The sequence below is a fragment of the Bradyrhizobium sp. CCBAU 53421 genome, from assembly GCF_015291625.1.
GTDB lineage: Bacteria > Pseudomonadota > Alphaproteobacteria > Rhizobiales > Xanthobacteraceae > Bradyrhizobium.
The window spans coordinates 1,751,120-1,777,368 of record NZ_CP030047.1 but is presented as its reverse complement, the minus strand read 5'-3'; the positions used below and the strand labels follow the sequence as shown (position 1 = coordinate 1,777,368).

Sequence of the window (26,249 nt, the reverse complement as noted above, 5' to 3'; positions counted from 1 at the left end):
TTGGGCGAGATCACTTGGGCGAGATCACTTGAGCGATCACGCAGCTCTCACTTGCCTGCGGCGCTGCGTTGCCACAATTTCGCACCACGAAAACCGCATAATGCGGCTCTGGAATTTGCGGGCTGGGAATGACTTCCACATTGCGATTTGGCTGGGCAAGGCTGCCGGTGCTGGCGGCCGGCTTCAGCGTGGCGATAGGGTTTTCGGCCACTGCGCAGACCTCACCATGGCCGGTCGCCCCCGCCGCGCAAGACACCGCGCAAGACACCTCAAAGCGCACCAATGACGCCGAGGCTGCGGCCGACGATGCGGCACCGGCGGCCGACGCCAATGACGTCGACATCCTGAAGGACATCGACCAGAGCAAGCTCGACTGGAGCCAACTCGACACCGACTCCACCAGCCTGCCCACGCTGGCGCCCAAGAACGCAGCCAAGCACAGCATCGCCGGCAACGATCCATCCTGGTCGACCAACAACAACGCCAACGGCTCGTCGGCGGTGTCGGTCAAGCAGTCGGTCTCGCCGTTCCTCGACACCCGCATCGGCGCCGACATGACGGTCGCGAAGCAAGGCACGATGACGACGTCGGAGCAATTGTCCGAGCGGCTCGCCAATGGCGGCAGCCTGCCGCAATCCGGCGGCTCGGCTTGGGCTTCGATGTCCGCGCCCGGCGTGGCCTCGATCTGGGACAAGACCTCGGTCGAGGCGCGGGTCGATCCCGGCGCCGACCAGAGCAAGGTCGGCACCTCCTTAAGCAAATCGGTGCCGCTGTCGGAGCAGTATTCGCTGACCCTGCAGGGCGGCTACAACATGATCCAGCAGGGCGTGGTCCCGGTGCCCGGTGTCGACGGCCATCCGTCGCGCAGCTACGATACCGATCAGTCAGCACGGCTGTCCGTCACCGATACCGGCACCAGCATAACCGCGGGACAGACGCTGTCGACCTCCGACGACCGATGGCTACGCCGGGTCGGCGCCGAGCAGAAGCTGTTCGATGGCGTCACGGTCTCGGGCTCGGTCGGCGAGACCGCCCAGGGCACGATCAACAAGAGCATCGGCGCCGGCTACAAGCGCTCATGGTGAACGATCTGTTAGCCCTGTCGCGCTAATGATCAGGCATTGCCCCAACTTGGCCCAGATGCGGTCAAATTCGGCGGCACTGATAGGTCCGTAACTTCATCAATTCGTCGTGCGGGGGACAAGCCGCGCTTCGCTATTGCGAACCAGGGGAAAGCCGATGAACGCCACCAACCGTACCGAGGAAGCCGCCGAAACGACTTCCGAGGTCGATTCCAACCTCGCTGCGGTCTCGGAAGTCGAAGCCGGCATCCGCGACTTCGTGCGCAACGACATCGCCTATCTGCGCCGGCCGGTGGCGAGCCCGGAGACCGCGCCGACCGACGCCAACACCGACGCCACCGTCAGCAACGTCAACTCGCTGATCCAGCGCGTCGCCGGCACCTCGCTCGCCGAGATCGAGAAGCTGATCGGCGAGCTCGAGAGCCTGCGCGACCTGCTGCATGCCGAGGGTCAGCGCGTCCAGCGCGAGATCTCCGGCTATGCCCAGCTCAGCCAGGCGGCGATGAAGTCGACGCGGATGATCGCCGACAACGTCTCGCAGTGGAAGCGCGCCGCCGACGGCCTGCGCAACAGCTGATCCCGATCAGCTCCTTTTAGGATTGACGGCCGCCGCCTCCGAACAGGGGGCGGCGGTTTCGTTTTGCATCGGCCGATTCAACGCAGAACAATTCGTTATTCAGCGCGGTGTAGACTCCGCGGCGTCAATTTTTCAGAAGCCGGTTTGAACTTGAGATGCCGATGGCGCGTCGAATCCGGAATTCGCGTCCGGACCGCGCCTTAGCCCGGCATCGATTTGGAGAGAATTCATGCAGAGCGTCCGGCCGGATAACGCCGCCGATCCGATTCCGCTGCGCCAGCCGAAACAGGGCATCGGCACCATCATGATCCGGTTCATCGGCATCCTGGCAGCCGCGACCGTCGTGATGGTGCTGGTCTGGAATCGCTAAACCGGGTTTTGAAAGAAGTGTGACGCAGCCTGCCGACGGGTCACATTGAAAGGCGCGAATGCGCGACCGGGCACTGGCTCGAGCGCCGACGGTTACAGACGGTCGATCAGCGGTCGATGCTCGCCGTGGTCTCGAAGGAATAATTGCCGTCGGCAAAGCCCTTCACGACCATTCCGGTCGCCAGCATCACGACAACTGTGACCGTCGCGAAGATGATTCCGACGAGTTTCAGCGCGCTACGATCTGCCATGGTATCCCCAGTAGTCCTTGCCCAGATGTCCGTGCCCCTCAAACCATAAGGCAGCGACAAAGGTTCAAAATGCGTTAGCAAAAAATGAGTTCCACGCAACGCACAACTACGTCGGCAGCGGAAGTTGCTGCCGACCATGGCGTCCGTGCAACATCAGAGGCGCGCGGGCAACATCAGGAACCGGGATTGCGGCGCGGCACGAAGGCGGTCGCGAGGAACGAGAACACCACCTCGTTGCGCTGATTGATGCCGGTATTGCGCGCTTGAAGGATGCCCCATTCCGGCCGCTTCTCGGACGTCCGCTTGGTCTCGACCTGGTTGGTGAAGCTGATGGTGTCGCCTGCCAGCACCGGGCGGATCCAGCGCAGTTCGCGGAAGCCCGGCGAGGGTCCCCAGACCGCGACCGTCTCGCCGCGCGCGGCGGCCTCCGCGGCGAGCCGCTTGCCGTCGGCGACGAGCAGCTTCATGCAGACGCTGGCGACATGCCAGCCCGATGCGGCGAGCCCGCCGAACAGCGACTTGCGGCCCTCCTCCTCGTCGAGATGGAAGCGCTGCGGATCGAACTGCGCGGCAAAGCGCTTGATGTCCTCGGCGGTGAAGGTGAAGGCGCCGAACGCGCGCTGGGCGCCGATTTCCATATCTTCAAAAAAGCGCATGATGTCTCCTATGCGCTCAATGCGTGACGGCGGCTGATCATGATCGGAGCCTCCATCTCGCACAGCATCTCGCCGCGCGCATTGCGGATCGTGCTCTTGAAGGTGACGATGCCGGTCTCGGGCCGGCTCTTCGAGACGCGTGCCTCGACGACATCGACATCCAGCGTCAAATCGTCGCCCGGACGCAGCGGCGCCACCCAGCGCATCTCGTTGACCCCGGGCGCGCCCAGCGAGGCGGTGCGGCCGATGAAGCCGTCGAACATCATCCGCATCATCAGCGAGCCGAGATGCCAGCCCGAGCCCGACAGGCCGCGGAGCATGGATTTCTTCGCCGCCTCCTCGTCGAGATGCATCGGCTGCGGGTCGAATTCGGCGGCAAAGGCGAGGATTTCCTCGCGCGAAACATGGCGCGGGCCGAACGTGCCGAAGCGGCCGGGCTTGAAGTCTTCGAAGGTCAGCGTGGTCATTGGATGAGGATATGCCGGAGGGAAGCCCGATTGTGGCCGTTATTTGCAGCAATCACAACCGGCCCACTCGCATAGCTCGCCCCTGGACTGCCGGCGCCCGGTCCGGGGCTCGTCTTGGCGAGACCGTTTGGGCTTCTGCGGTATCGATCCCTTTGGCTACGGCGGCGCTTTGGCGCCATCCAGAACCGTTGGCCCGGCGGAACGCCTCGTCCTGACGGATGCCTGCTGCGCAGGCTGCCGGGACGAAGTGATCACGCCGGGGGTGACGCAGTAGGATGCACGCGACGCGAATCATATTCGGCTGGCCGGGAGAACCATGATGTTCGATTTCCAGGATCTGTTTCAGTGGGACCGCTTCATCACGCCCACGATCATCAAGACGTTCTACTGGCTGGTGATCGCGGTCATCGTGCTGTTCGGGATCTCCGGCATCCTGTGGAGCCTCACCGCGATGGCGATCAGCCCGTTCGTCGGCTTCATCCAGCTGCTCGCGTCGATCGCCAGCGTGTTCGTCGGCATCGTGTTCTCGCGCATCGCCGCCGAGTTCATCCTGATCGTCTTCCGGATCAACGAGCATCTCGGCGCGATCCGCGACCGCGACGGAAGCACGCACTGAGGCTCGGCCTCCGGCCGGTCGCGACCTGCCGCCAGGCCGTGGTTAATCCGAAGTAGCGCCCGCACGCAAATGCCAGCGAAATCCCGAGCGGGATCTTAAAACCGCTCGCGTATCAACCTCCGCATTGCGCTTGAGACCAACGCGGGGGCGTCGTGAATTCGAGGAACGGTTTTATTGCCGTGAGGCCGGGCGCCGAGCCGGGCTTTACGACCGAGGATATTTTATGGGCTGTCGGCATTTGGTCGGTGATCCTGACCCTGGTGCCGGTGATCGCGTTCTATCTGCTGATGGTGGCGTAACGCCATCCATCGCGTCATCGCCAAAGTCAGCGAGGCAATCTGCGATTGCCTCGTCGCTTCTGCACACAAAAAACGCGCGAGTGCCGCGCGTTCTTTCCGGTTCGAACCAGAGCGGCGTTGTTACGCCGCCTGCTTGTGCATCGCGCCGGACGCCGACGCCGTGCCACGGATCGCCTTGATCGAGCGTTCGATCGCGGCCCACAGCCGGTTGATCTCGGCGGCAGCGCGGCCTTCCGCATAATATTCGCGCGCGCCTTCACCCTGGCCGAGCGCCATCAGAAGATCGGCGCGGTTGGTGATCTGGCCGCTCCACACCGGCGCGCGGAATTTCGCCAGCGCCTCGCGCGCGATCGCGACGATGCGGCTTTCGGCGCCGTCACGCTGCGCGGGCGCGCCGTTGATCACGACGGCGTAGGGCTTGCGCATCGAACGGCAGGTCTGAATGGTTTCCTGCACCGCATTGACGTCGAACACGCCGGGCCGCGCCGGGATGATCACCATCGTGGCGTTCTTGATGGAGTCGTCGACCACAGCCGACAGATTCGGCGGCGTGTCGATGAACACCCACTCGATGCCGTCACGCTTGGCTTGAGCAATGATCCCGCTGACCGAGTTCACCGCCGTCTTGATCGCCGGCTCGTTGGTGCCGCGCAGCTTGTGCCAGAGCGTCAGCGAGCCCTGCGGATCGGCATCGATCAGCAGACAGGGCTTCGTTGCCTTGTGCACTTGCGCGGCGAGGTGAGCAGCCAGGGTACTTTTTCCCGAGCCCCCCTTACGCGAAGCGAAAACAATCACGTTCATACGTTGGCCTCCAGATTGACCCCAGGAGGCGAAAATGAATCAGCACGCTGATTCGCGAAAGAAAAAATTTCTTGCAATCCGCAAAGTGGCCAAGATTACCGGTGCAGTTTGCTTTTTGAGTCACACCATACTTATGACGCAACCGCAAATGGAAGCGCTAAGCGTTTGATAAGACTCACGCCTAACGCTTTTCGGCAGTTTTGGCGCGTTGGCGTGCGATCCATTTGCGCTCGATCCATCCGAGCAATTGCGCCGTCGGCTTCTGCAGAAACGGAACATCCTGCGCGAACAAAAGGAGTCCGAGCGGCAGCATCCAGAGTCCGAGCACCGGCAGGAAGCTGAAGATGCCGCCGATGATCAGGAGGATCGCGAGCGGAATTCGCACATAGCGCGACGACGGCTTGCGCAGCCACGCGACGAAGCGCGCCGGCTTTTCCGGAAGCCTGGCTTCGAACCAGGCGAAGTGCCGATCGATCTCTTGCTTGTAGTACTGACTCACGAGTCCCACTCCAGCCGTTCCACAAACGGGAACGGATTTGGCAAACAACACAAGCTTCAGAGATGATGCTGCGTGACAGCGTCACAAGGCGTCAGTCTGTCGCGCATGACAGTCTTGAAATCGCCACCGCGCAATCCACCGCGCGTCTTCGCGCGAAGGTTCGCGTCACGACAACGCAGCGGACTTGCGGCTCTCGCGTGCGCGCGATGGGAACTAGATCAGTGGGTGGACGTCAGTGCGTGGACTTCTTCGCCTTGTGCGGCTTGGAGACCTTCCGCTTGGCAGGCCGCCGCTCCACACGCTCGCTCGCCTCACGCGGCTCGGGACCTCCGCGGAAGAACACGCGGCAGGCCGGCGAGAGCTGCGCCTTGTTCCTGATCATGCAGGCCGTGATGCGATCGACGTCGGGAATCTCGGGGCCACAAAGCCGGAATGCGTCCGGCGTGCAGGCCTGCTGCTGGTCGGGCGTGTAGGCCTCACCCCGGCCCGGCAATAGCAGCGCGGCAAAGGCGATCCCTGATATCAACGCAAACGAAAAGCTCCTTGAACCGGCGGTCCCCATGCGTCCCCCCAAAGGTGTCACTAGGCGTCGTTAAGGCGTCGTTTCGGAGAGTGTGGGTGATGCGACGAGGAAGTGCAAGCGGGCGAGATGACACGCCAGCGGCGATCAAGGCGACGGCAAACGAGTTTGCAAGGGCCCGATCTTGCGATGTCGCAGTGGGTGAGATTGTGGATGGTACAGTTGGGTGGGCTCGAACCACCGACCTCCTGTTCCACAGACAGGCGCTCTAACCAACTGAGCTACAACTGCATCCTGACGCACGGCCCCGCGTGAAGGGGGCGGCGATTTCGGGCGGAAACTAGGTGCAACGCCCGTCTTTGGCAAGCGCTTAACGCGCCGATTTCCGCTCTTATCTCGGGCCATTCCGCGGCCCCCGTCCAGCAAAAAGGCCCGGACCGCATCGGCCCGGGCCCTTCGGCTATCTCATGCGGGCTGCGATCAGGCGGCCGGCTGCTGGTAGAACTTCGAGGCGCTGGCCTTGATCGGCTCGGCGGTCTCGCTGGCGACCTTCTGGCCGAGCTCGGCCAACTCCTTGGCCTGCGCGGTGTAGGTCTCGAACTGCTTGCGGGCATGCGAGGTCCACAGCTCGACCGCTTCGGTCGGCGACTTCACGCTGAACAGCTCCTGCGCGAAGTCGAGCGAGGAGGTGGTGTTGGCCTTGAAGAACTCGATCAGCTTGGCCGAATAGGCGGTGGCGCCCTTGTTCATCGAGGTGAACACGGCCTCGACGGTCGAGTTGTGGGTCTCGGCAGCGTCCTTGAACTTGGCGTAGCTGTCGCGGGCCTGCAGCACGCCCTTTTCGGCGAACGCACGCACCTGCTCGGGAACTTCGAACGGGATGATCGAGGCGGAGAACGGATCGGACGGGTTGGTCATACGTGTAATCCTTCGCAACGGGTGAGTAGATGTGACCATTGCGGACGTCCCGGAGCCCATCAGGCCGGGAGCGCTGAAATGGATCACGCTGCCTTGATTCACGGGAGTGCCCTTCGTCGGGCGCGCCTAATAAACACCCATATCATGTCAATTTTGTGCAACGCAATGTAAGATCGCGTGCGACGCCACATTTTTTGTGTGGCGGAATATGGGATTACCGCGCCCGACCGGGGTTGGGACCAGCCCCACCTACGTCAGGTCTTGGGCTTGACCGCATCCATCGCGGCACGGCTGACCGCCTGGCCCATTTCGCTGGCCTGCTCGGCGAGCGAGCGCATCTGGCCCTGCACATATTCGCTGTGCAGCCGCATCACCTCGGTGAGGTCCTTGGCCTTGAGCAGCGATTGGGCATAGTCCAGCGACGACTGCACGTTCTTCTCGGCGTAGGACAGCGCCTTGGTGGAAAGCTCCTTCGCGCCGGCGCGCATTGTGGCATTGCGCTCCTCGATCTTGCCGGCGGTATCCCGCGCGTTGGTGACGAACTGCTCGAAAGCCTTGCGGGCCTGATCGAAGCTCGCTTCCGCCATCGACCGCATGTCCTTGGGGATTTCGAACTTGGGGATCTCGAAATGGTCACGCCCGTTGTCGCTCATGGTCGCTCTCCCTCGCTTGGTGATCGGCCCGCCGGTTGGCCCTGCGGGCCCAAGGTAAAATACAAGGTGGAATAGACAGCAGAATATCGCGGCACTGCAATCGCAGGTGTGACGCGGCGCCGCCCTGGTTCCGCAGCATGCTGTCGCAGCCGCCTCTGCCCGACAACGCCAAACGGCTGTGGATCGTTCAGCCAAGTTAACGTTATCCCGGCTTTGGCTGATACAGGCTGGCTGCGGACATGGACCTGCCGCCCCCCAGTTGCGATACTAACCTTCTGTTAAGGCTGTCGTCCTGCGGCTGCCCTCGCCCCGGCAAAGCTAAGGAAGAAGCCAAACCATGCGGTCAAATCTTGCGTGATGAGTGACGCGGAATTCCAGATCCAGGCGCTCGGCGATGTCAGGCTGGCGGACCAGGCGACGGACGGCCTGCCGGCATGGCTGTGGTCGGCCGACGGCGCACGGATTCTCTGGGCCAATCCGGTCGGCGCGCAGGTATTCGGTGCCGCCAATGGCGCCGAGCTGGCGAAGCGTGCCTTCGGCCCGGCCGATCCGCATCGCCGCCAGATTGCGCGGCTCGGCTACCGTCTCGACGCAGGCGGCACGCTGCGGCTGGAGCGGCTGCGCGGCTTTGGCGCGGCACCCGGCATGCTCGCGACCTGCGGCTGCAGGCGCATCGACTTGCCCGACGGCAGCCACGGCATTCTGATGACCGCGCTCAATGCCAGCGGCTGCACCATGTCGCTGGCCGAGCGCTTGCTGCGGCTGATGCAGGGCTTGCCGCGTCCGGCAGCGGCCTTCACCAGCGACGGACTGTTGGTCGCAACCAACGAGGCGGCGCGTGCGCTGCCCGGCCTGCACGATCTCGGCGAAGCCGGCCTCGGTACCGCGCGCGACGAGGCGCTGGCGCAAGGGCGCGCGGCGGCGAGCGTTGCGATCGGCCGCGTCGTGCTGCAGCGGATCGGCCGCGGCGCCGACCGCGCGCTGATCGCGCTGATCAAGCCGGCGGCGCATCTCGCCGCCAAGCCGGCAGCGCCGATCGTGCCGGAGCCGGCTCAGCCGAGGATGGCTGCACCGCAAGCACCGGCACACGCAGCCGCGTCGCAAGAGGCCGCGGCCGTAGAGCCACCACCAACACCGACCGCCATCGAACAGCCAGCAGCGCATGAAGAAGCTCCCGCGCCTACAAGCGAAGCGCCGGCCACCTTCACGCTGTTCGATGCGCTCGATCCGCAGTTCGAGGAGCGCGTCGCGATCGAGCCGACCGTGAGCGTGACTGAATCCGAGCCTGCGGACGCTGCTCCGCCTCCCGCGCCGGAAGAGACGCACGCAGCGACTGCACCTGTCGAGACCGCGACATTCGACACCGCGCCCGACCAAAGTCCCGCCATCGAGGAGCCGATATCGGACGCGCTCATCGAAGTGCCTGCCGACGCACAGGTCGAAGCGCCCGCGCACCCTGCTCCACCGCTCGCATCGGCAGAACAGGCGCATGCAGAGCCAGCACCGCCTCTCGACAGCACGCCTGACGAAACCGCCACCGTCGAGGAGCCGCTATCGGAAGCGCTGGTCGATACGCCCCCCGAGGCGCAGGTCGAAGCGCCTGCGCACCTTGCTCCACCTTTCACGTCGATAGAACCGGCGCATGCAGAGCTGGTACCGCCTCTCGACACCACGCCGAACGAAACTGCCGCGGTCGAGGAGCCGCTATCGGACGCGCTGGTCGAGGTGCCCCCCGAGGTACACGTCGAAGCGCCCGCAGTTGAGCCTGCGCCCTCCCTCGTAGAGACCGCACCCGCGCCGGCTCAGGAAACACCGGCGCCGCCGGCCGATCCCGTGCCCTCGCCCTATGCGATCGCGGATGCGCCGGCTGCCGCCGAGCCGGAGCCCGCGACGCTGGCCCCGGTGCCGCCGCCATCCTGGCTCGACGAGCCGTTGCCGGTGCGGCGGCATCCGCTGCGCTTCATGTGGCAGATGGACCATGAGGCGCGCTTCTCGCTCGGCTCCGACGAATTCACCCGCCTGATCGGCCTGCACACGGCGGCGGGCTTCGGCCGGCTCTGGAGCGACATCGCCGAGAGCTTTGGCCTCGACCCCGAGGGCCGCGTGCTCAAGGCATTCGCCAGCCACGACACCTGGAGCGGCATCACGCTGCACTGGCCGGTCGACGGCGGCGGCCGGCTGCCGGTCGAATTGTCCGGCCTGCCGGTGTTCGATCGTTCCAGGAATTTCGCCGGCTACCGCGGCTTTGGTGTGTGTCGTGACCTCGACGGGCTTGCGCGACTCGCCGCATTGCGCCGCTATGAGTTCTTCAGCGGCGCGATCGCGCCGAAATCGCTGTCGGCCGATGCCGCGCCGGTGCCGCGCACTGCTGCGCCGCCCGGGCCCGCTGCGCCGCCGCAAGAAGATTCTCCGCCGCACGCGGAGCCGCCGCCCGATCCGGCCATCGCCGCACCACAAGAGGAATTGACCGAGCCGACAACAGCAGAGACTTCACACCAAGCCGATCCGGATCACGCCGTGGAAACGCACGAGGAAGCGCAGGAAGCGCGTCACGACACACCGCAGAACGTGGTGCCGTTCCGCCTTGCCGGCGACACGCGGCCGCCGACGCTGACGCCGGTCGAGAACAACGCCTTCAACGAGCTCGCGCGCCAATTGTCGGCGCGGCTCGAGAACGAGGCCGGCCTCACCGCGACGACGAACGGGAGCGCCGCCACGGAGGCGGTTGCCGAAGCATCGCCCACGAGCGAGCCGCCGCAGCAGGCGGAGACGCCGCCGCAGCAAGAGGCGGTCGCGCAACTGGAGACGCCGGCCGAGGCGTCAAAAGCCAGCTGGCTCGCCGCGACCGAACCTGCACCGCGCGGAGAGTCCCGCCGCGACCGCGCGCTGCTTGATCTCTTGCCGGTCGGCATCCTGATCTACCGGCTCGACCGCCTGCTCTATGCCAACCACGCCTTCCTCGCCCGCATGGGCTATGACAGCCTGCACGCGCTGGAAGCCGCCGGCGGGCTCGATGCGCTCTATGTCGAGCCCGGCGTCTCGCAGGCGAGCAGCACCTCAGGCACCGGCACGCCGGTGACGATCTCCGCCAACCAGAACGCGGACGACGGCGCGCAGTCGGTGTCCGCGGCGGCGCGGCTGCACACCATCACCTGGGACGACGATCCCGCGCTGGCGCTGATCTTCTCGCGCACGCTCGACGAGGACGCCGCGGTCGCGGCCGCGCTCTCCGATCCCGATCGCGATCCCGAGCCGGTAGCTGCCGCGGAGCCGGTGCTGGCGCCGCCGCAGGCCGGCCACGCCGACGCCGAGGAGCTAGGTGCGATCCTCGACACCGCGGCCGAAGGCATCATCATGTTCGATGCCGAAGGCAACATCCATTCCTGCAACCGCAGTGCGGAAGCGCTGTTCGGCTATGACGGCGACGAATTCATCACGCATAATCTCGCCGACCTGTTCGCGCCGGAAAGCCAGCACGGCGTCTTCGACTATCTCACGAGCGTGAAATCGGCCGGCGTCGCCAGCCTGCTCGACCACGGCCGCGAGACGCTCGGCCGCGTCCGCCAGGGCGGCATCATCCCGCTGTCGGTGACGATGGGCCGCACCCGCGCCGACGGCCCGAATTTCTTCGCCGTGTTCCGCGATCTCTCCCAGACCAGGAAGAGCGAGGGCGAATTGCGCGAGGCGCGGCGACTTGCCGAACGCGCCGCGAACGCCAAGACCGACATGCTGGCGCGGATCAGCCACGAGCTGCGCACGCCGCTCAACGCCATCATCGGCTTTGCCGAAGTGATGATCGGCGAACGCTTCGGCGCGCTCGGCAACGAGCGCTATGTCGAATACATGAAGGACATCCGTGCCTCCGGCGAGCGGGTGATCGCCATCGTCAACGACCTGCTCGATCTGTCGCGGATCGAAACCGGCAAGCTCGACCTCGCCTTCACCAGCCAGAACCTCAACGAGATGGTGGAGAGCTGCGTCGCGGTGATGCAGCCGCAGGCCAACCGCGAGCGCATCATCATCCGCACCTCGCTCGCGCACACCCTGCCGCCTGTCGTCGCCGACGCCCGCGCGCTGCGCCAGATCACGCTGAACCTGATCGGCAATTCGATCCATCTCGCCAATGCCGGCGGCCAGGTGATCGTCTCGACCGCGCTGTCGGATTTCGGCGAGGTGATGCTGCGCGTGCGCGACACCGGCCAGAGCCTCAACGACAACGAGGTCGCCGCCGCGTTGGAGCCGTTCCGCGCGCCGACACCATCCGATCAGGCCGGCTCCGGCGGCGTCAGCCTGTCGCTGACCAAGGCACTGGTCGAAGCCAACCGCGCCAAATTCCAGATCCGCACCGGCGGCCGCACCGGCACCCTGATCGAGATCGTGTTCTCCCACGCGGCGGCGCGGGCGTGAGCGGACGCGCAAGCAGGTGCGCGTTGCTCCCCGCTTGCTCGATGTAAGGGACGCACCGGCACCCGGGCTCCCTCCCCCCTTGCGGGGGAGGGTTGGGGAGAGGGGCACCACACGGCGTGCTCTCTCCACCTAATCTGCCACCCCACGCTGCCGGGATTGTGAGACCGACATTCATCTCGATCATCTCTCCCGGGGCCACCCCTCTCCCCACCCTCTCCCGCAAGGGGAGAGGGAGCCTGAGGTGTGTGCTCACCTCACGCCGTTCAAGCGGCGCGTACACCCGCGCACTGCGAAAATCTGTCGCGCTTGCCCCGTGCGGCACGGCATAAATCTTGCTGCGATTCCGCTTGTTTGAAATTCATTGTCTTACGGCCCCGCCCGTTTTCCGGGCATTCGGATTTCCCTAGATGCGCTGTCTCGTCGTCGCCGACTTGCATTATTCATTGCCGCAGTTCGACTGGCTGCTGGCGGCCGCGCCGCAGTTCGATCTGGTGATCTTCGCCGGCGACGCGCTCAACCTCGGCTCGGCGGTAGATTTCCGCGCGCAGATCGTCGTCGTCACGAAATACCTCGCGCGGCTCGCCGGCCTCACGCGCGTGATCTTCTGCTCGGGCAATCATGACCTCGACGAGCGCAACGCGGAGGGCGAGAAGATCGCGCGATGGATCGCCGCCGTCAGGGAATCCGGCGTCGCCTGCGACGGCGACAACCTGACGATCGGCGACACACTGTTCACGGTGTGCCCGTGGTGGGACGGCCCGATGGTCAAGGCGCGGATCGACGACCAGCTGCGCGAGGCCGCCGCCGTCCCGCATCGCCGCTGGGTCTGGGTGCATCACGCCCCGCCGGCGGATTCGCCGATCAGCTGGGGCGGCAAGCGCTTCTTCGGCGACGTCGAACTGCTGCGCTGGATCGAGCGCCACCATCCGGCGATGGTGATCTCGGGCCACGTGCATCAATCGCCGTTCATCCCGGACGGCTCGTGGTTCGACCGGATCGGGACGACCTGGGTGTTCAATACCGGCCTGCAGCCGGGCCGGCCGCCGGTCTACATCGTGCTCGATCTCACCCAGGAGAAGGCGTTCTGGCTCGCCGCCGGCGACGCCCGGATCGTCGATCTCGACGCGCCTCTGCACCGGCCGGCCACGCCGCTCAGCGAGGCGCCGGACTGGCTCACATCCTTGGATCGGATTGCCGATCCGAGCCTGGCGCGACCTGCATCGGCGGCAGGTTGATCATGCTCTGCAGCACCTCACTGACCATCGCCAGATGGGTGCCGTGATCGGCATATTGATGCATCAGGTCGGCAAGATAGGTCGTGGCAACGTGCAGCCGTTGCGCCAGGAGCTGCGCGATCAGCAGCGCCACCGCCGGCTGCTGGCGCAGGAACGACGCCGCATCGTCGAATTCGTACAGCACGCAATCGGACGCCGCGCGCACCCTTGCGCTGTGCGGCTTGTCGAGCAGGACACTCATCTCGCCGAACACCGCACCGGGCTCGTCGATCACGGCGACCAGACTGTCGCCCTTCACGACCTCGACCTTGCCCTCGAGCAGCACGAACAGATGACCCGTCTTGCCGCCCTCCGCGATGAACTCCGTGCCGGCCGGCAGGCTGCGCCTGTTGCCGCCGGTGCAGTGCTCAAGGATCGCTCGCATGCTGTTACGTCTCCGTCCGCAGCCAGACTAGGCGGAGATGCGGCCGAGGTGAACGGGATTAGCCGGGCGGTGTGCCCAAATTGTCGGCAGGCCGGCGTCGGATGAGCGGCGCGTGGAGCGTCGAGATAGTTTCCACTCACCCACGCTTGTGTGAGGGACGCACAGCGCACGGGCTCCCTCCCCCCTTGCGGGGGAGGGTTGGGGAGAGGGGTAGCCGCACGGCAAACTCTCTCCATCTGCAGAACGATACGACCGCGATTGCGAAAGCAAAGCTCTCTCAATCATCCCGCCCGGGGCTCACCCCTCTCCCCACCCTCCCCCGCAAGGGGGGAGGGAGCCTGAGAAGTGTGCTCACCTCACGCGCGAGCGGCGCTTGTCCGTGCCGCCCTACTGCTTGATCTCCAGCGTCTGGCGCTTGCCGGCGGTGATCGAGAATGGCTTTTCTACCTTCTGGCCGTCGGCATAGATGGCGACCGCGACGTAGTCGCCGGCGCTGAGCGCAACGTTGGTGGCTGCCTCATAGCTCACCGAGACGCGCTTGCGCTCGTCATTGATGTCGCGCTCGGCACCCAGGATGTCGATCTCCTGGGCGCCGTCGGCCTTGATCCCGACCACGCCGGCGTTGAGGTTGACGTTGATCCGGGTCGGCGCGCCGGACTTCACCTCCGCCCGCGCCGTGCCCCTGGCCTCGCCGACCGTCACCACCACCTCGTAGTTGCCGCCGGGCAGATCGAACTTCGATTCGGCGTCGTATTCCTGCGCGACCTTCTCGCCCTCGTCGCCGTCGGCCTTGGCAGGCTGGTGCACGGCAACCACGAGGTCCTTCTCGACCTTCGGGCCGCCCTCGGCATAGGTGGAGGTGACGATCAGCTTGCCGACGTCGAGGGTGAGCTGGACGTTGCTGGAGTCGCCGGCGGCGACCGAGAACGGCCTGCTGGTCTTCGACTGCCCCTTGGTCAGGGTCAGCGTGTAATTGCCGGCGGCGAGCACGAAGCGCGGCACTGCGTCGTATTCCTGCGCGATCAGCCTGCCGCCCTTGTCCGAGACCTGCCAGACCACGTCGTCGACCTTGGCGGCGCCGCCCGCAACCGCGCCTTCGCTGGTGACGTAGCCGGCATCGAGGATGACGTCGAGCATGGCGGGCTTGCCCTTCTCGACCTTGAGCGGAAACTCGCGCTTGAGCTGCCGGTAGCTCACTTCGACGATGTAATCGCCGGGCGCGATGTTGTCGGCGAACGGCGCGCCGTAGAAGGTGTTGACATGCTCGCCCTTCTCGTCGCCGGCGCGCTTGTAGATGCCCCAGTTGACGTCCTCGTCGCTGATCGGATCGAGCCCTTCGGCGAGCCGCGCCACACCGCGAAGGTTCTTGCCGAGATAGGGATCGGCGGCCACAGGCTTCGGCGGTGCCTCGCTTGCGACCTTCGTGCCCTGCGTTGCCGCCACCGCCTTGGTCAACGCGCCGGTCAGGCTCGCGGCGTTGCCGGCATCGAGATAGACGCCACCGGTCGCGCGCGCGATGCATTGCAGCTGGCTCTTCGCCGCGGGATCGGCGACGTCGAGCCCGATGACGTGGGCGGTGAAGCCGATGCCGGCCTTCTTCAGCTCGGCCGCGGCCGCGCACGGATCCGGCGCGCAGGTCTCGATGCCGTCGGAGACCAGGATCACATTGGCCTTGTTCTCGGTCGCGTGCAGCGCCTCGGCGGCAGCACGGAGCGAATCCGAGATCGGCGTCTTGCCCTTCGGATTGATGCCGTCGATCGCGGCCTTGATCCGCACCGGATCGAACTTGCTGACCGGCACCATCAGCTCGATGTCCTTGCAGTCCCCCTTCGAGCGATGGCCATAGACCATCACGCCGAGACGATCGGCGGGATTCCATTTCGACAGGATCGCATCGACCGCCTGTCGTGCAGCGGAGATCTTGCTCTGTCCGTCGACCAGGCCCCACATCGAGCCGGACGCATCGAGCACGAGAATGGTGTCGGTGCCCTGCGCTTGCGCGCCATGAAGTGAGAGCAACGCCAGGCCAAGCGACAGCAGGCCGGCAACGAACGAGCGGCGAAAAACCTTAATCACGGATCGATCCTCGATGATGGAGACAATCGGAGGGCAAAGACGGCTGCGACGGCGCGGATGTCGTGAGATCATCCGCGCCTTGCCACAGCCGCGCCTTCCTTCGATCCGGATTTTGTTTTTTGTTGGCCGGATTGCCGGTGCGATACGCGTGCGGCGTGCATGCGACGAAACGCCAAAATGCCTTTGATTGACGTCACTTGCGTCCAAACATTTGGACTATTGCGACACGCGTTTGGACTGATGCGACAAGCCAATCGCGAATAAATTGCTTGCAGCGTTGCGCGCGTCGCGGCTGCCGGCGTGAGTGTCATCACAGATGACGCTGCTTTGCACGCTGCCGTGCCCTTGAGCTTCGCACTACTCCCACATGTCCGGCATGACGCGTGCCGCGAAGCCGCAATCGATGACCCGATCCTGCCGATCACGGTCGACGATCAGTCGCAGCAGGTCCGGGCGCGAGTAGTGGCCGCCGATATCGCACAGCGCCTTGGCGGCGAGAACGACCTCCCGCGATCCGTCGGCGATCAGGATGGTCTCGCCTTGTGCCGGCCCTGCGATGATCTCACCGCGTGGATCGATGATCACGCTGTCACCGCTGTACTCAATTGTCGACAGCTCGCGATAGCGCTCCGGCGTCGCCTCGTGCGACCGCATGCCGCCCACGGCGATGACGTAGCAACCCGCCTGGGACGCGAACGCGCGTGACAGCAAAAGCTGCCGTGGCCACAGCGGCGTGGGCGACGGCGGCGCCACGGCGGGCTCACGTCCCGGCCACGCGGCGACATGGATCTGCGTTCCTTGCGCGGCCAGCGCATAGCCGGGCAACATGGTGTTGTGCTCCCAGCAATTGAGCCCGCTGATCCTGCCATAGGGGCGCTCATGCACGCGCAGGCCGACCGCGTCGCCATCTGCCCACACCGAACGCTCGTTGAAGGTTGGCTTGAGCTTGCGATGACGGCCAAGAATCCACCCCTCACGGCCGATGAACAGAAGCGTGCAGTAGACCGTGCCCTTCGTTACTGCATCGCGTTCGGCGACGCCGATCACGACATCGATCCCGGCGGCCTCTGCGGCAGCGCAGAGCCGATCGGTGGCAGGCGACGGAATCTCGACGGCGCTGTCGAGATATTCCGCCATGGCGCGAAAGGTGCTCGGCCCGGTCGGTGCGTGGCAGAAGAACGGATAGCCCGGCAGCCAGGTCTCGCCGAACGCGGCGATCGTTGCCCCCGTGGCACCGGCCTCGCGGATCAGGCGACAGGCCTTCTCCACCGACGCCTCGCGATCGAACGGTACCGCGGCGGCCTGGATCGCCGCGAGCCTGAAATGCGTATCGATTGTCATAGCCGGCTGCCGCTTCACGCGACGCCCTTGCGGGCAGCATCGAGCGCGCCTGCAAGCAGCTCGAGCGCCTTGACGCGCCGCCGCCGTGCAAGGCGCTCTTCGCCGACCTTGCGCTCATGCTCGCCGGCGATGAAGGCCTGGATGTCCGGCAGCGGACGAATGACACCGCGGCTGCCCCACTGGCCATCCGGGATCTCGGTCGGAAACACCCAGACCTGCGGCGCAACGTCCTCGTACGACCCGCCGGCCGCGCGCACCACGGCGGCGGTCACGTCCTTCACCAAGGCCGCGCGCGAGGCTTCGGTATACTGCCCCTCGGGCACCGTCGGGACGATGCGATAGCGCGGCGCCGGCGATGGCGCGCCCGCGACATAGACCGCGGCCGGCCGATGCAGGAACACGACGGTGACGCTTTGCGCGACCTCGTTGGCCGGGTCGAAGCCCTCGTGGCCGATCAGGATATCGCCGAGCTCCTTGATCAGCCGCGCCTCCGCTTCCGGCTTCAAGGCTCCTTCGGGAATGGTGACGTCGATCATCGGCATTGAGAGACCTCCTGTTGTTGCAACACGAGGTCTATCGGCGAGGCGCCCCTCCCGGCAGTGGCAGTATCGCCATTCTCAGGGCAAATTCGGACACGGCTCGTCAGCTCGCTGGCGCCGAGCGCGCTGCGGCGCGGGCAAACCGGCGCTGGTAGTCGCGGGGCGACAGCCCGGTCTCGCGCTTGAACAGGCGGCGAAACGTCGACAGATCGTTGTAGCCGACCCGCGCGCTGACCGCGTCGAGCTTCAATCGCCTGGATTCGATCAGGCGCTTGGCCACATCGACGCGCAGCGCCTGCAGATATTGCAGCGGCGCCTCGCCGACCGCGAGCTTGAAGCGGCGATTCAACGTGCGCTCGCTGACCGAAAGGTCGCGGGCCAGCCTGGCGAGGCTGAAGCCCCGTTGAAGCGACTTTTCCATCAGGCTCTGCGCCCGCGCCACCAGCGCATCGGAATGCTGGGTGTCGTGCGTGCGGCTGGCATAGGACGCCTGCGAGACGCGATTGCCGTCGATCAGCATCAGCTTGCCAGTCTCGTTCGCCACGTCGGCGCCTGCGAATTTTTCGACCAGCCGCAGCGCAAGATTGAGCGACGTGGTCACCGCGCCCGAGCAGACGATCCGGTTCTGCTCGGTGAGGATTTCCGCGACGCGCAGGTCCACCGCCGGATAGCGCATCGCGAATGTCCGCCCCTTCGCCCAATGGGTGGTCGCGACCCGGCCGTCGAGCAGGCCGGCTTCGGCGAGGATGAAGCTGCCGGTGCAGTAGGATGCGAGCAGGGTGCCGCGCTCATGTTGCCGCCGCAACGCGGCCAGCAACGGCTCGACCGTATCGAGCCGCGCGAAGAAGCGTTCGATATCGCCGACGAACGGTCCGGGGACCACCACTGCATCCGCCGAAGACCGCGCGCTGATCGGTCCGTCGACGCCGACGATCTGGCCGGACACGGTCTGCACCGGCCGGCCACTGAGTGACTCGACGCGCCACCGCAGCCGCGACGGCTTGCCGTAACGGCCCTGCGGCCGCTTCGCCGCCACCGAATTGGCGGCGGTGAAGACGTCGACAATGCCCGCAACGCCCGAAGCGAGGATGCCGTCATAGACCCAAATCCGGATGAGTGGCATGGCCGTGTCCGATCTAGCGCAATATGGGGCAATCCTGCCATCGCGCGTGGGGCCCGGCAAGCGCCCGGCAGCGGATGCCGCATATGACTGCCCCGGCGGGCAACTCATGTCGCGAGAATGCGATCCTGCATCCCCACCACAACTGTCATCGCCCGGCCTGTGCGCAATTGCGCACATGGACCGGGCGATCCAGTACGCCGCGGCCTCACGGCTCAAGCACTGACGTCTCTGGAATACTGGATCACCCGCTTTCGCGAGGGCTTTGCGAAAGTCGAACAGCTCGACGGGGCCGGACGGCTGTTGTTTGGGCCGGTTAGCGGCTGGACGGGCCAGCCATGATGGCTGGGTGCCTCGTTTGGTTAGGCGATGTGGGGTGGCGTCCTGGCCCATCGCTGGAGATTGATCGCGGTCGCGGCGAGCTGGAAAGCTGCGGCATTGCGTATCAGGCCCCGATAGCGGGCACGCGCAAGGCCGTAGACGCGCTTGAGCAATGCGAACAACGGTTCGATCGGCGCGCGTCGATGCGAGATGACCGCGTTACGACGCACCGCCCAAGGCCCCAAGCGAAGCCAGCGGTTGTGTCTGCGCATAATGCCGTCGCGAATATCCATCTGCTTCAGCCGCCCACGTCGCGCGATGGTATCGTAGGCTTTGTCAGCGTAGACTGTTGCCTCGTCGCCGCAGATCAGCTCGTCGGCGGGCACGGTGTCGTTGACATTGGCTGGCGTAAAGGCAAGGCGCCGGATGATGCGACTGCCTTGGTCCATCGCCACGTGCATCTTGTAGCCGAAGGCATATTTGCCGTCCTTCCTGGTCCAGGCGGCGTCAGGATCGTGAGGGCTTTTGACCAGCTTGCTGGCGGGGCGCCCGTCCGCATCCGGGGGCAAATCGGGATCCGGTGGTTCGGGCGGATTAACCGCCGAGCGGATCAGCGAAGCGTCAATCAATGTGCCGCGCTTCAAGACGAAGCCGGACTTCTCGATCTGCGCCGTAATCAGGGCAAAAGCGCGCTCCGCCAGCCCGCTCCTGGCCAGCTGTTCGCGGAAACGCCACAGCGTGGAATGATCCGGTACCGGCTCACTCAGCGACAGGCCCAGGAAGCGCCGGAACGACAGGCGGTCCACCAGCGCCTCCTCAAGGCCCGGATCGGACAACCCATACCATTGCTGCAGCAACAGCGCCTTAAACAGCGCCAGCGACGGGTAAGCGGGCGCTCCCATCGACCCGCTACGCAAGCCGCTCAGCAGCGCTTCAATCGCGCTCCAGTCGACCAGTTCCGATACTCGCTGCAAAGGCGCGTTGGCTCGAGCCGCGTCATTCACCAGCCCGTCGGTAAAGCTCAATTGACCAATCTGCCGCTCCGCCATCCGTTCCTCCGGCGAATCCTTCACCAAAGAGAATCATCCCGGCAGACTTCTGCAAAGCCCTCGCTTTCGCGGGTGATGACACCGCACTGTGTGATGTCTTGAACGCGCCCCACCCTCATCGTCGTCCCGGCCTTCACCGGGACGACGATGGTGCATGTGGTCGCCATGTGCCCTGCTCACATCCCCCGCGCAAAGCGGCGAAAGCCCGGCGCGCCGGTCAGCGCCTCGAAGGCGGCGTCGCGCTTCTCCTCGGCGAAGGCGAAGCCGGCTTTGCTGTAGCAGCGCTCGGCGGCGTCGTTGCCGATCAGGAACGAGATCGAGGCCCGCGAATAGCCGGCAGCCTTGCCGTCGGCGAGCGCACGGGCGATCAGAGCCTGCACCACGCCACGGCCGCGATGCGACGCTTTTGCGACGTGCTCGATCAGCCAATCGCCCTCGCCGCCCTGAACCCAGCAATTGCGGGCATAGGCGCCGCGCGCGACGATGCCGTCGGCATCCACACCGGTCTCGGCGGCGACCTCCTCGATCGCTGCGCGTGCGGCGACGACAGTCCCGGATGCCGGCATGGCGCACAGCGCGGCAGCCGGCACGCCGTCGACTTCAGCGATCAGGAAATGGGCGACATGGTACCATGACCGCACCCGCGCCACGGCGAGCCGCGTGATGAATGCGAGGCATTCCTCCTCCGGCCAGTCGAGCGCGATGTCGAACCAGCCGCGCGGCAGCGGGCCGCGCTGTGCGGCCAGCACGATGCGGGCGATGAAGCCGGCGTCGTCGGATCGTGCGGGACGGATCGTGGATCGTCCCGCATCACACATCTCAGGTGTTCTTCAGCGCGACGCGGAATTCCGCCTCGGTCTTGGCCTTGACCTCGTCGAGCGTCACGCCATCGGCGAGCTCGATCAGCGCCATGCCGTCCTTGCCGTGCTTGTCGATGGTGAACACCGCCAGATCCGTGACGACCATGTCGACCACGCGCTCGCCGGTCAGCGGCAGGTTGCACTGCTTGAGCAGCTTCGGGCCATCCTTGGCGGAATGCTCCATCACGACCACGACGCGCTTGACGCCGGCGACGAGATCCATGGCGCCGCCCATGCCCTTCACCATCTTGCCGGGGATCATCCAGTTGGCGAGGTCGCCGTTCTGCGCGACCTGCATGGCGCCGAGGATCGACAGATCGATATGGCCGCCCCGCACCATGCCGAAGGAATCGGCCGAGGAGAAATAGCTGGTCGAGGGCAGCTCGCTGACGGTTTGCTTGCCGGCGTTGATGAGATCGGCGTCGACCTCGTCCTCATAGGGGAACGGGCCCATGCCGAGCATGCCGTTCTCGCTCTGCAGGCTGACGTCGATGCCGTCGGGGATGTAGTTCGAGACCAGCGTCGGGATGCCGATGCCGAGATTGACGTAATAGCCGTCGCGCAATTCCTTGGCGGCGCGGGCAGCCATCTGTTCACGGGTCCAGGCCATGAGGCTCTCCTGAAAAGGTGTGATTTAGGCGGCGGGCCGCGGACGGGTGTTGCGGAACTCGATCCGCTTCTTGCCGGTCCCGACCTCGATGATGCGTTTGACGAAAATACCGGGGGTGTGGATGTGGTCCGGATCGATCTCGCCGGCCGGCACCAGATGCTCGACCTCGGCGACGGTGACCTTCGCGGCGGTCGCCATCATCGGGTTAAAGTTGCGCGCGGTCTTGCGGTAAACGAGATTGCCGGCGGTGTCGCCCTTCCAGGCATGCACGATGGCGACGTCGGCGAACAGGCCGCGCTCCATGATGTACTTCTCGCCGTCGAACTCCTTCACTTCCTTGCCTTCCGCGATCAGCGTGCCGACGCCGGTCTTGGTGTAGAAGGCCGGGATGCCGGCGCCGCCGGCGCGGATGCGCTCGGCCAGCGTGCCCTGCGGGTTGAACTCGAGCTCGAGCTCGCCGGCGAGATATTGCTGGGCGAACAGCTTGTTCTCGCCGACATAGGACGAGATCATCTTCTTGATCTGGCGGGTCTCCAGGAGGCGGCTGAGGCCGATGCCGTCGACGCCGGCATTGTTGGAGACGACCGTCAGGCCCTTGACGCCGGAGTCGCGGATCGCGTCCGACAGGGTCTCGGCGATGCCGCAGAGGCCGAAGCCGCCCGACATGATCATGATGTTGTCCTTGAGGAGACCATCGAGTGCCGATTTGGCGTCGGGATAAACTTTGTTCATGCAGCGAATACCTGATGGAGGGCGCGGAACGGCTGTGTCAAAGCGGATTATTAGGCGAAATCTTCGCAATGCGTCAATCACGGCCCGGTGCGGCGACGGGCGGCGGCCTCGGGCGGCAACATGGCCTTGAAAGCGTCAAGAAAACCCTTCAAGTTGCGGGGGTTGGCAGGGGCCTCCGGCGAGCGCCCGCTGTGCTCGACGACGACCCGACAAAACCTCAACCGACCCGGATATGTCATTGACGATGGCCCAAGGAATTAAGCGCCTGGGGATGCCGATCGCGGCGCTTCTCGGCCTGGCGCTGGTCGGGCTGGTCGGAACGTCGTGGTTCCTCAACCGGGACGCGCTGCAGCGCGCGGTGGAAGCGCAAATCCGCGCCGTGACCGGGCTCGAGCTCGTCGTCAACGGGCCGATCGACGTTTCGGTGTTTCCCGGCAGCTATGTCTCCTTCCACAATGTCGGGCTGAAGGGCGCCGATACCATCGGTCCTGCCCTGCAGGTCGATGTGCTGACCGCCAATCTGCGTCTGCTGCCGCTGTTGCTACGGCGGTTCGAGATTGCCGACGTCATGATGCTCCGTCCGCATATCCGTGTGGTCCGCGACAGCGCCGGCGAGAGCAACTGGACCCCGTTCGTCGAGACCATCGCCAGGACGATGACGCCCGGCGCCGAGAATCAAGTGTCGTTCTCCGAGATACGGATCCAGGACGGCGAGCTGAATTACCAGGATGGCACCAACAATATCTCCGAACAGCTCGGCGATATCGACCTGTCGCTGGCTTGGCCCTCGATCTCGCGTTCCTTTGCCGCAACCGGCCAGTTCGACTGGCGCGGCGAGCGCGTCGACGGCTCGATCAGCGCCAGCGACTTCGTCGCGCTGCTGTCGGGCGACCGCTCCGGCCTCAAGGCGCGGCTGGCCAGCGCGCCGCTGAAGGTTGCGTTCGACGGAACCGTCGCCAACCGCACCAGCCTGATGATGGAAGGCACCGCCACCATGGACTCGCCGTCGCTACGCAATGCGTTGCGCTGGATGGGACAGGCGCCGCCCGGCGGCGGTGGCGGCTTCGGCCGCTTCGCGCTGAAGGCGCGCGCCAATGTGGTCGGCGGCTCGGTCGCGCTCACCAATGTCAATGTCGAGCTCGACGGCAATGTCGCCGAGGGCGTGATGACCTACGCCAATAACGGCCGGCAGACGCTGCAGGCGACGCTGGCCGCCGGCAATCTGGATTTCACGCCCTACATCTCGACGTTCCGCCTCTTGGCCAGCGGCCAGCGCGACTGGAACAGGCAGCTGTTCGACCTCTCCTCGCTGTCGTCGACCGATCTCGACATGCGCCTGTCGGCCGCCAAGGTGACGGTCGGCCCGTCCAAGCTCGGCCGCACCGCATTCGGCGCCAATCTGCGCGGCGGCGCGCTCGCGCTCAGCGTCGGCGAGGCGCAGATGTATGGCGGCATCGCCAAGGGTTCGTTCGCCATCGCGCGCTCGGATGCGGTCGCCGACGTCAGGGCGCAATTCCAGTTCACCGATGTCGATCTGCAGGCCTGCGCCAGCGAATTGTTCGGCATCAACAAGCTGTCCGGCCGCGGCAACCTCAACGTCTCGCTGACGGCGTCCGGCTCGAGCCCGTTCGGCCTCGCGTCGTCGCTCGACGGCACCGCGACGCTGAACGGCCATGACGGCGCGATCGCCGGCTTCAATGTCGAGCAATTGCTGCGGCGGCTGGAGAAGCGGCCGCTGTCCGGCGGCGGCAATTTCCGCTCCGGCTCGACGCCCTATGACAATCTCAACATCTCGGTGAAATTCGCCGACGGCGTCGCGACCGCCGACGACATCCATGTCGAGAGCCCTGCGGCGAAGATCACGCTGACCGGCACCGCCTCGGTGCCGTCGCGCGAGTACGATCTCAAGGGCGTCGCCAGCCTGACCTCGGCATCGGGCGGCGGCAACGGCTTCGATCTGCCCTTCGTCATTCAGGGCCCGTGGGATGATCCCCTGATCTTCCCCGACCCTGAGAGCCTGATCCGCCGCTCGCCGGCATCCGCCCCGCTGCTCGACGCGGTGAAGGATCGCAAGACCCGTGACGCGGTGCGCTCGGTGATCGAGCGCTTCACAGGCGGGCCCGCACGGCCCGCGGCCGCGCCCGATGCCGCAGCCGGCACGCCCGGCAGCGCACCGGCGACAGCGGCCGAGAATGCCAAATCGAACTGATCAAGGTCGAGTTGATCGATCCATTCACTTTGCGCATCAATGCCGCGGGACTGATCCACGCTCTCGCTGTGCACCCCTACAGAAGTCGTCGATGCGGCATCTTTATCGGGTCACGGGCATGGGCTAGTGTTTTCTCCAACCGGTTAAAAAGCCGGCCTCATGAGGGGAGAAGAACGTGAGATCCAAGGTTATCGGTGCGCTATCAATTGCGGTCGCTGCGGTCGGCCTGTTCGCCGCAACTGCACCCGCTCTGGCCCAGGGCAAGACGATCACCGTCTGGTGGGGCAAGGGATTTTACAAATCCGAAGATGACGCGCTGCTCGAGACGATCAAGAAATTCGAAGCCAAGACCGGCATCAAGGTCGAATTGTCGCAATATGCGATCCAGGACATGATTCCGAAGACGGTCGCCGCGCTGGACTCCGGCACCGTGCCCGACGTCGCCTATTCCGACACCTACGATGTGCAGGCCCAGGGCAAGTGGGCATATGAAGGCAAGCTCGAGGACCTGTCCGACATCATGCTGCCGATGAAGGACGCCTTCGCGCCCAACACGCTGGAAGCGGCCCTGCTCTACAATGACGTCACCAAGAAGAAATCGTATTACGGCTTCCCGCTCAAGCAGCAGAGCATGCACGTCCAGATCTGGGGCGACATGCTTGAGAAGGCCGGCTTCAAGGCCGCCGACATCCCGACCAAGTGGGAGGACTACTGGACGTTCTGGTGCGACAAGGTGCAGCCGGCGATCCGCAAGGCGACCGGCCAGCGCATCTACGGCGTCGGCCAGCCGATGGGCGTGGAATCCACCGACTCGTTCCAGTCGTTCTACACCTTCATGGACGCCTACCACGTCAAGCTGGTCGACGACGACGGCAAGCTTTTGGTCGACGATCCCAAGGTGCGCGACGGCCTGATCCATGCCCTGAAGGACTATACCGACACCTACATCAAGGGCTGCACGCCGCCGTCCTCGACGACCTGGAAGGACCCGGACAACAACGTCGCGTTCCACAACAAGACGATCGTGATGACCCACAACTTCACGATCTCGATCGCGGCGAAGTGGTTCGAGGATTCGACCAACCCGGCGCTGACCGACGCGCAGCGTGCCGCCGGCAAGCAGGCCTATGAGCAGGACATCATCACGGCGTCGTTCCCGAAGGCGCCGGACGGCTCGACGATCCGCTACCGCTCCGACGTCAAGACCGGGCTGATCTTCGCAAACGCCAAGAACAAGGCCGAAGGCAAGCAGTTCATCAGCTTCCTGATGCAGGAAGACAACGTCCGGCCCTATATCGAAGGTGCGCTTGGCCGCTGGTTCCCGGTGACCAAGGCCAGCCAGGCGAGCCCGTTCTGGCAGGCCGACCGGCATCGCAAGGCGGTCTGGAATCAGTTCACCGGCGGCACCGCGCCGTTCGACTTCACCAAGAACTGGAAGTTCACCATCCTGAACAACGAGAACGTCTGGGCCAAGGCCATGAACCGCGTCGTCAGCGAGAAGGTGCCGGTGGACAAGGCCGTCGACGAACTGATCGCCCGCATCAAGCAGGTCGCGGGGTAACGTAAGCGACGACGACCGCCGCGGACATATGTATTTGTCGTCCCTGCGAAAGCAGGG

General features: G+C 65.3%; 27 protein-coding genes and 1 tRNA gene. 10 read left to right on the top strand and 18 right to left on the bottom strand.

From position 1 onward, the window contains the following. Positions 1–128: 128 nt before the first annotated feature. The 3 genes from XH92_RS08350 to XH92_RS08340 all read left to right on the top strand — a co-directional run bounded on the left by XH92_RS08350 (position 129) and on the right by XH92_RS08340 (position 2,029). Entirely contained in the window at positions 129–1,085 is a 957-nt protein-coding gene (locus XH92_RS08350; RefSeq protein ID WP_194458783.1) for a hypothetical protein, read from the top strand. A 154-nt stretch (positions 1,086–1,239) separates the two neighbouring features. Beyond that, positions 1,240–1,659 (top strand): hypothetical protein, encoded by a 420-nt coding sequence (locus XH92_RS08345; RefSeq protein ID WP_173640868.1) that lies wholly within the window; start codon positions 1,240–1,242, stop codon positions 1,657–1,659. A gap of 229 nt (positions 1,660–1,888) precedes the next feature. Continuing rightward, positions 1,889–2,029 (top strand): hypothetical protein, encoded by a 141-nt coding sequence (locus XH92_RS08340; RefSeq protein ID WP_194458782.1) that lies wholly within the window; start codon positions 1,889–1,891, stop codon positions 2,027–2,029. 106 nt (positions 2,030–2,135) lie between these two features. Here the strand turns inward: XH92_RS08340 and XH92_RS08335 are convergent, their stop codons facing one another. The 3 genes from XH92_RS08335 to XH92_RS08325 form a co-directional block, all read right to left on the bottom strand. Further along, the gene (locus XH92_RS08335) at positions 2,136–2,279 is read right to left on the bottom strand and encodes a hypothetical protein (protein ID WP_016841369.1); all 144 of its coding nucleotides are present in this window, start codon (positions 2,277–2,279) and stop codon (positions 2,136–2,138) included. Positions 2,280–2,452: 173 nt separating this feature from the next. Further along, positions 2,453–2,935 (bottom strand): MaoC family dehydratase, encoded by a 483-nt coding sequence (locus tag XH92_RS08330; protein WP_194458781.1) that lies wholly within the window; start codon positions 2,933–2,935, stop codon positions 2,453–2,455. 8 nt (positions 2,936–2,943) lie between these two features. Further along, the gene (locus tag XH92_RS08325; protein WP_194458780.1) at positions 2,944–3,402 is read right to left on the bottom strand and encodes a MaoC family dehydratase; all 459 of its coding nucleotides are present in this window, start codon (positions 3,400–3,402) and stop codon (positions 2,944–2,946) included. A 319-nt stretch (positions 3,403–3,721) separates the two neighbouring features. Here XH92_RS08325 and XH92_RS08320 point away from each other — a divergent pair, with 319 nt between their 5' ends. Further along, positions 3,722–4,018, top strand: coding sequence for a DUF4282 domain-containing protein (locus XH92_RS08320; protein ID WP_194458779.1), 297 nt, complete (start codon positions 3,722–3,724; stop codon positions 4,016–4,018). Between the two features lie 152 nt (positions 4,019–4,170). Then, positions 4,171–4,317 carry a hypothetical protein gene (locus XH92_RS08315; protein WP_194458778.1) on the top strand — a complete coding sequence of 49 codons (147 nt, stop codon included), beginning with the start codon at positions 4,171–4,173 and terminating at the stop codon, positions 4,315–4,317. Positions 4,318–4,437: 120 nt separating this feature from the next. On the opposite strand, the gene XH92_RS08310 is transcribed toward XH92_RS08315, so the two are convergent. Further along, complete coding sequence (locus XH92_RS08310) at positions 4,438–5,118, bottom strand: ParA family protein (protein WP_021081815.1); 681 nt, start codon at positions 5,116–5,118, stop codon at positions 4,438–4,440. A gap of 34 nt (positions 5,119–5,152) precedes the next feature. Between XH92_RS08310 and XH92_RS43580 the strand changes: the two genes are divergently transcribed. Beyond that, positions 5,153–5,287, top strand: coding sequence for a hypothetical protein (locus tag XH92_RS43580; protein ID WP_256437606.1), 135 nt, complete (start codon positions 5,153–5,155; stop codon positions 5,285–5,287). 12 nt (positions 5,288–5,299) lie between these two features. Here XH92_RS43580 and XH92_RS08305 read toward each other — a convergent pair whose 3' ends face one another. The 5 genes from XH92_RS08305 to XH92_RS08285 form a co-directional block, all read right to left on the bottom strand. Next, positions 5,300–5,626, bottom strand: a complete 327-nt coding sequence (locus XH92_RS08305) for a hypothetical protein (protein WP_371817975.1) — start codon at positions 5,624–5,626, stop codon at positions 5,300–5,302. A gap of 223 nt (positions 5,627–5,849) precedes the next feature. Beyond that, positions 5,850–6,179: a hypothetical protein gene (locus XH92_RS08300; RefSeq protein WP_246788329.1), complete on the bottom strand. Its 330-nt coding sequence runs from the start codon at positions 6,177–6,179 to the stop codon at positions 5,850–5,852. 172 nt (positions 6,180–6,351) lie between these two features. After that, positions 6,352–6,428: transfer RNA gene (locus XH92_RS08295), tRNA-His, on the bottom strand. 189 nt (positions 6,429–6,617) lie between these two features. After that, positions 6,618–7,055, bottom strand: coding sequence for a phasin (locus XH92_RS08290; RefSeq protein WP_074130367.1), 438 nt, complete (start codon positions 7,053–7,055; stop codon positions 6,618–6,620). 254 nt (positions 7,056–7,309) lie between these two features. Next, the gene (locus XH92_RS08285; RefSeq protein WP_194458776.1) at positions 7,310–7,708 is read right to left on the bottom strand and encodes a phasin family protein; all 399 of its coding nucleotides are present in this window, start codon (positions 7,706–7,708) and stop codon (positions 7,310–7,312) included. 357 nt (positions 7,709–8,065) lie between these two features. Between XH92_RS08285 and XH92_RS08280 the strand changes: the two genes are divergently transcribed. Next, a complete protein-coding gene (locus XH92_RS08280; protein ID WP_194458775.1) occupies positions 8,066–12,115 on the top strand; it encodes a PAS domain-containing protein in 4,050 nt (1,349 codons plus the stop codon). A gap of 407 nt (positions 12,116–12,522) precedes the next feature. Beyond that, a complete protein-coding gene (locus XH92_RS08275; protein WP_194458774.1) occupies positions 12,523–13,350 on the top strand; it encodes a metallophosphoesterase in 828 nt (275 codons plus the stop codon). On the opposite strand, the gene XH92_RS08270 is transcribed toward XH92_RS08275, so the two are convergent. From XH92_RS08270 to XH92_RS08230, 9 genes are all read right to left on the bottom strand, one after another. Beyond that, entirely contained in the window at positions 13,289–13,774 is a 486-nt protein-coding gene (locus XH92_RS08270; protein WP_194458773.1) for a Crp/Fnr family transcriptional regulator, read from the bottom strand. The two genes, XH92_RS08275 and XH92_RS08270, sit on opposite strands and share 62 nt — an antisense overlap. 387 nt (positions 13,775–14,161) lie before the next feature. Continuing rightward, positions 14,162–15,850, bottom strand: a complete 1,689-nt coding sequence (locus tag XH92_RS08265) for a VWA domain-containing protein (RefSeq protein ID WP_194458772.1) — start codon at positions 15,848–15,850, stop codon at positions 14,162–14,164. Positions 15,851–16,207: 357 nt separating this feature from the next. Further along, positions 16,208–17,191 (bottom strand): carbon-nitrogen hydrolase family protein, encoded by a 984-nt coding sequence (locus tag XH92_RS08260; RefSeq protein ID WP_194458771.1) that lies wholly within the window; start codon positions 17,189–17,191, stop codon positions 16,208–16,210. A gap of 14 nt (positions 17,192–17,205) precedes the next feature. Beyond that, positions 17,206–17,733, bottom strand: coding sequence for a tautomerase family protein (locus XH92_RS08255; RefSeq protein ID WP_194458770.1), 528 nt, complete (start codon positions 17,731–17,733; stop codon positions 17,206–17,208). 100 nt (positions 17,734–17,833) lie between these two features. Next, the gene (locus tag XH92_RS08250; RefSeq protein WP_194458769.1) at positions 17,834–18,853 is read right to left on the bottom strand and encodes a GlxA family transcriptional regulator; all 1,020 of its coding nucleotides are present in this window, start codon (positions 18,851–18,853) and stop codon (positions 17,834–17,836) included. A gap of 359 nt (positions 18,854–19,212) precedes the next feature. Next, entirely contained in the window at positions 19,213–20,220 is a 1,008-nt protein-coding gene (locus tag XH92_RS08245) for an IS5 family transposase (protein WP_194455643.1), read from the bottom strand. A gap of 176 nt (positions 20,221–20,396) precedes the next feature. Further along, entirely contained in the window at positions 20,397–21,038 is a 642-nt protein-coding gene (locus XH92_RS08240; RefSeq protein WP_194458768.1) for a GNAT family N-acetyltransferase, read from the bottom strand. A gap of 1 nt (position 21,039) precedes the next feature. After that, positions 21,040–21,690: a 3-oxoacid CoA-transferase subunit B gene (locus tag XH92_RS08235; protein WP_018268725.1), complete on the bottom strand. Its 651-nt coding sequence runs from the start codon at positions 21,688–21,690 to the stop codon at positions 21,040–21,042. Between the two features lie 24 nt (positions 21,691–21,714). Beyond that, a complete protein-coding gene (locus tag XH92_RS08230) occupies positions 21,715–22,422 on the bottom strand; it encodes a CoA transferase subunit A (RefSeq protein ID WP_194458767.1) in 708 nt (235 codons plus the stop codon). 244 nt (positions 22,423–22,666) lie between these two features. On the opposite strand from XH92_RS08230, the gene XH92_RS08225 reads away from it, so the two are divergent. After that, the gene (locus XH92_RS08225) at positions 22,667–24,631 is read left to right on the top strand and encodes an AsmA family protein (protein WP_194458766.1); all 1,965 of its coding nucleotides are present in this window, start codon (positions 22,667–22,669) and stop codon (positions 24,629–24,631) included. 175 nt (positions 24,632–24,806) lie between these two features. Continuing rightward, positions 24,807–26,192, top strand: a complete 1,386-nt coding sequence (locus XH92_RS08220) for an ABC transporter substrate-binding protein (RefSeq protein ID WP_163151802.1) — start codon at positions 24,807–24,809, stop codon at positions 26,190–26,192. Positions 26,193–26,249 lie beyond the last annotated feature (57 nt).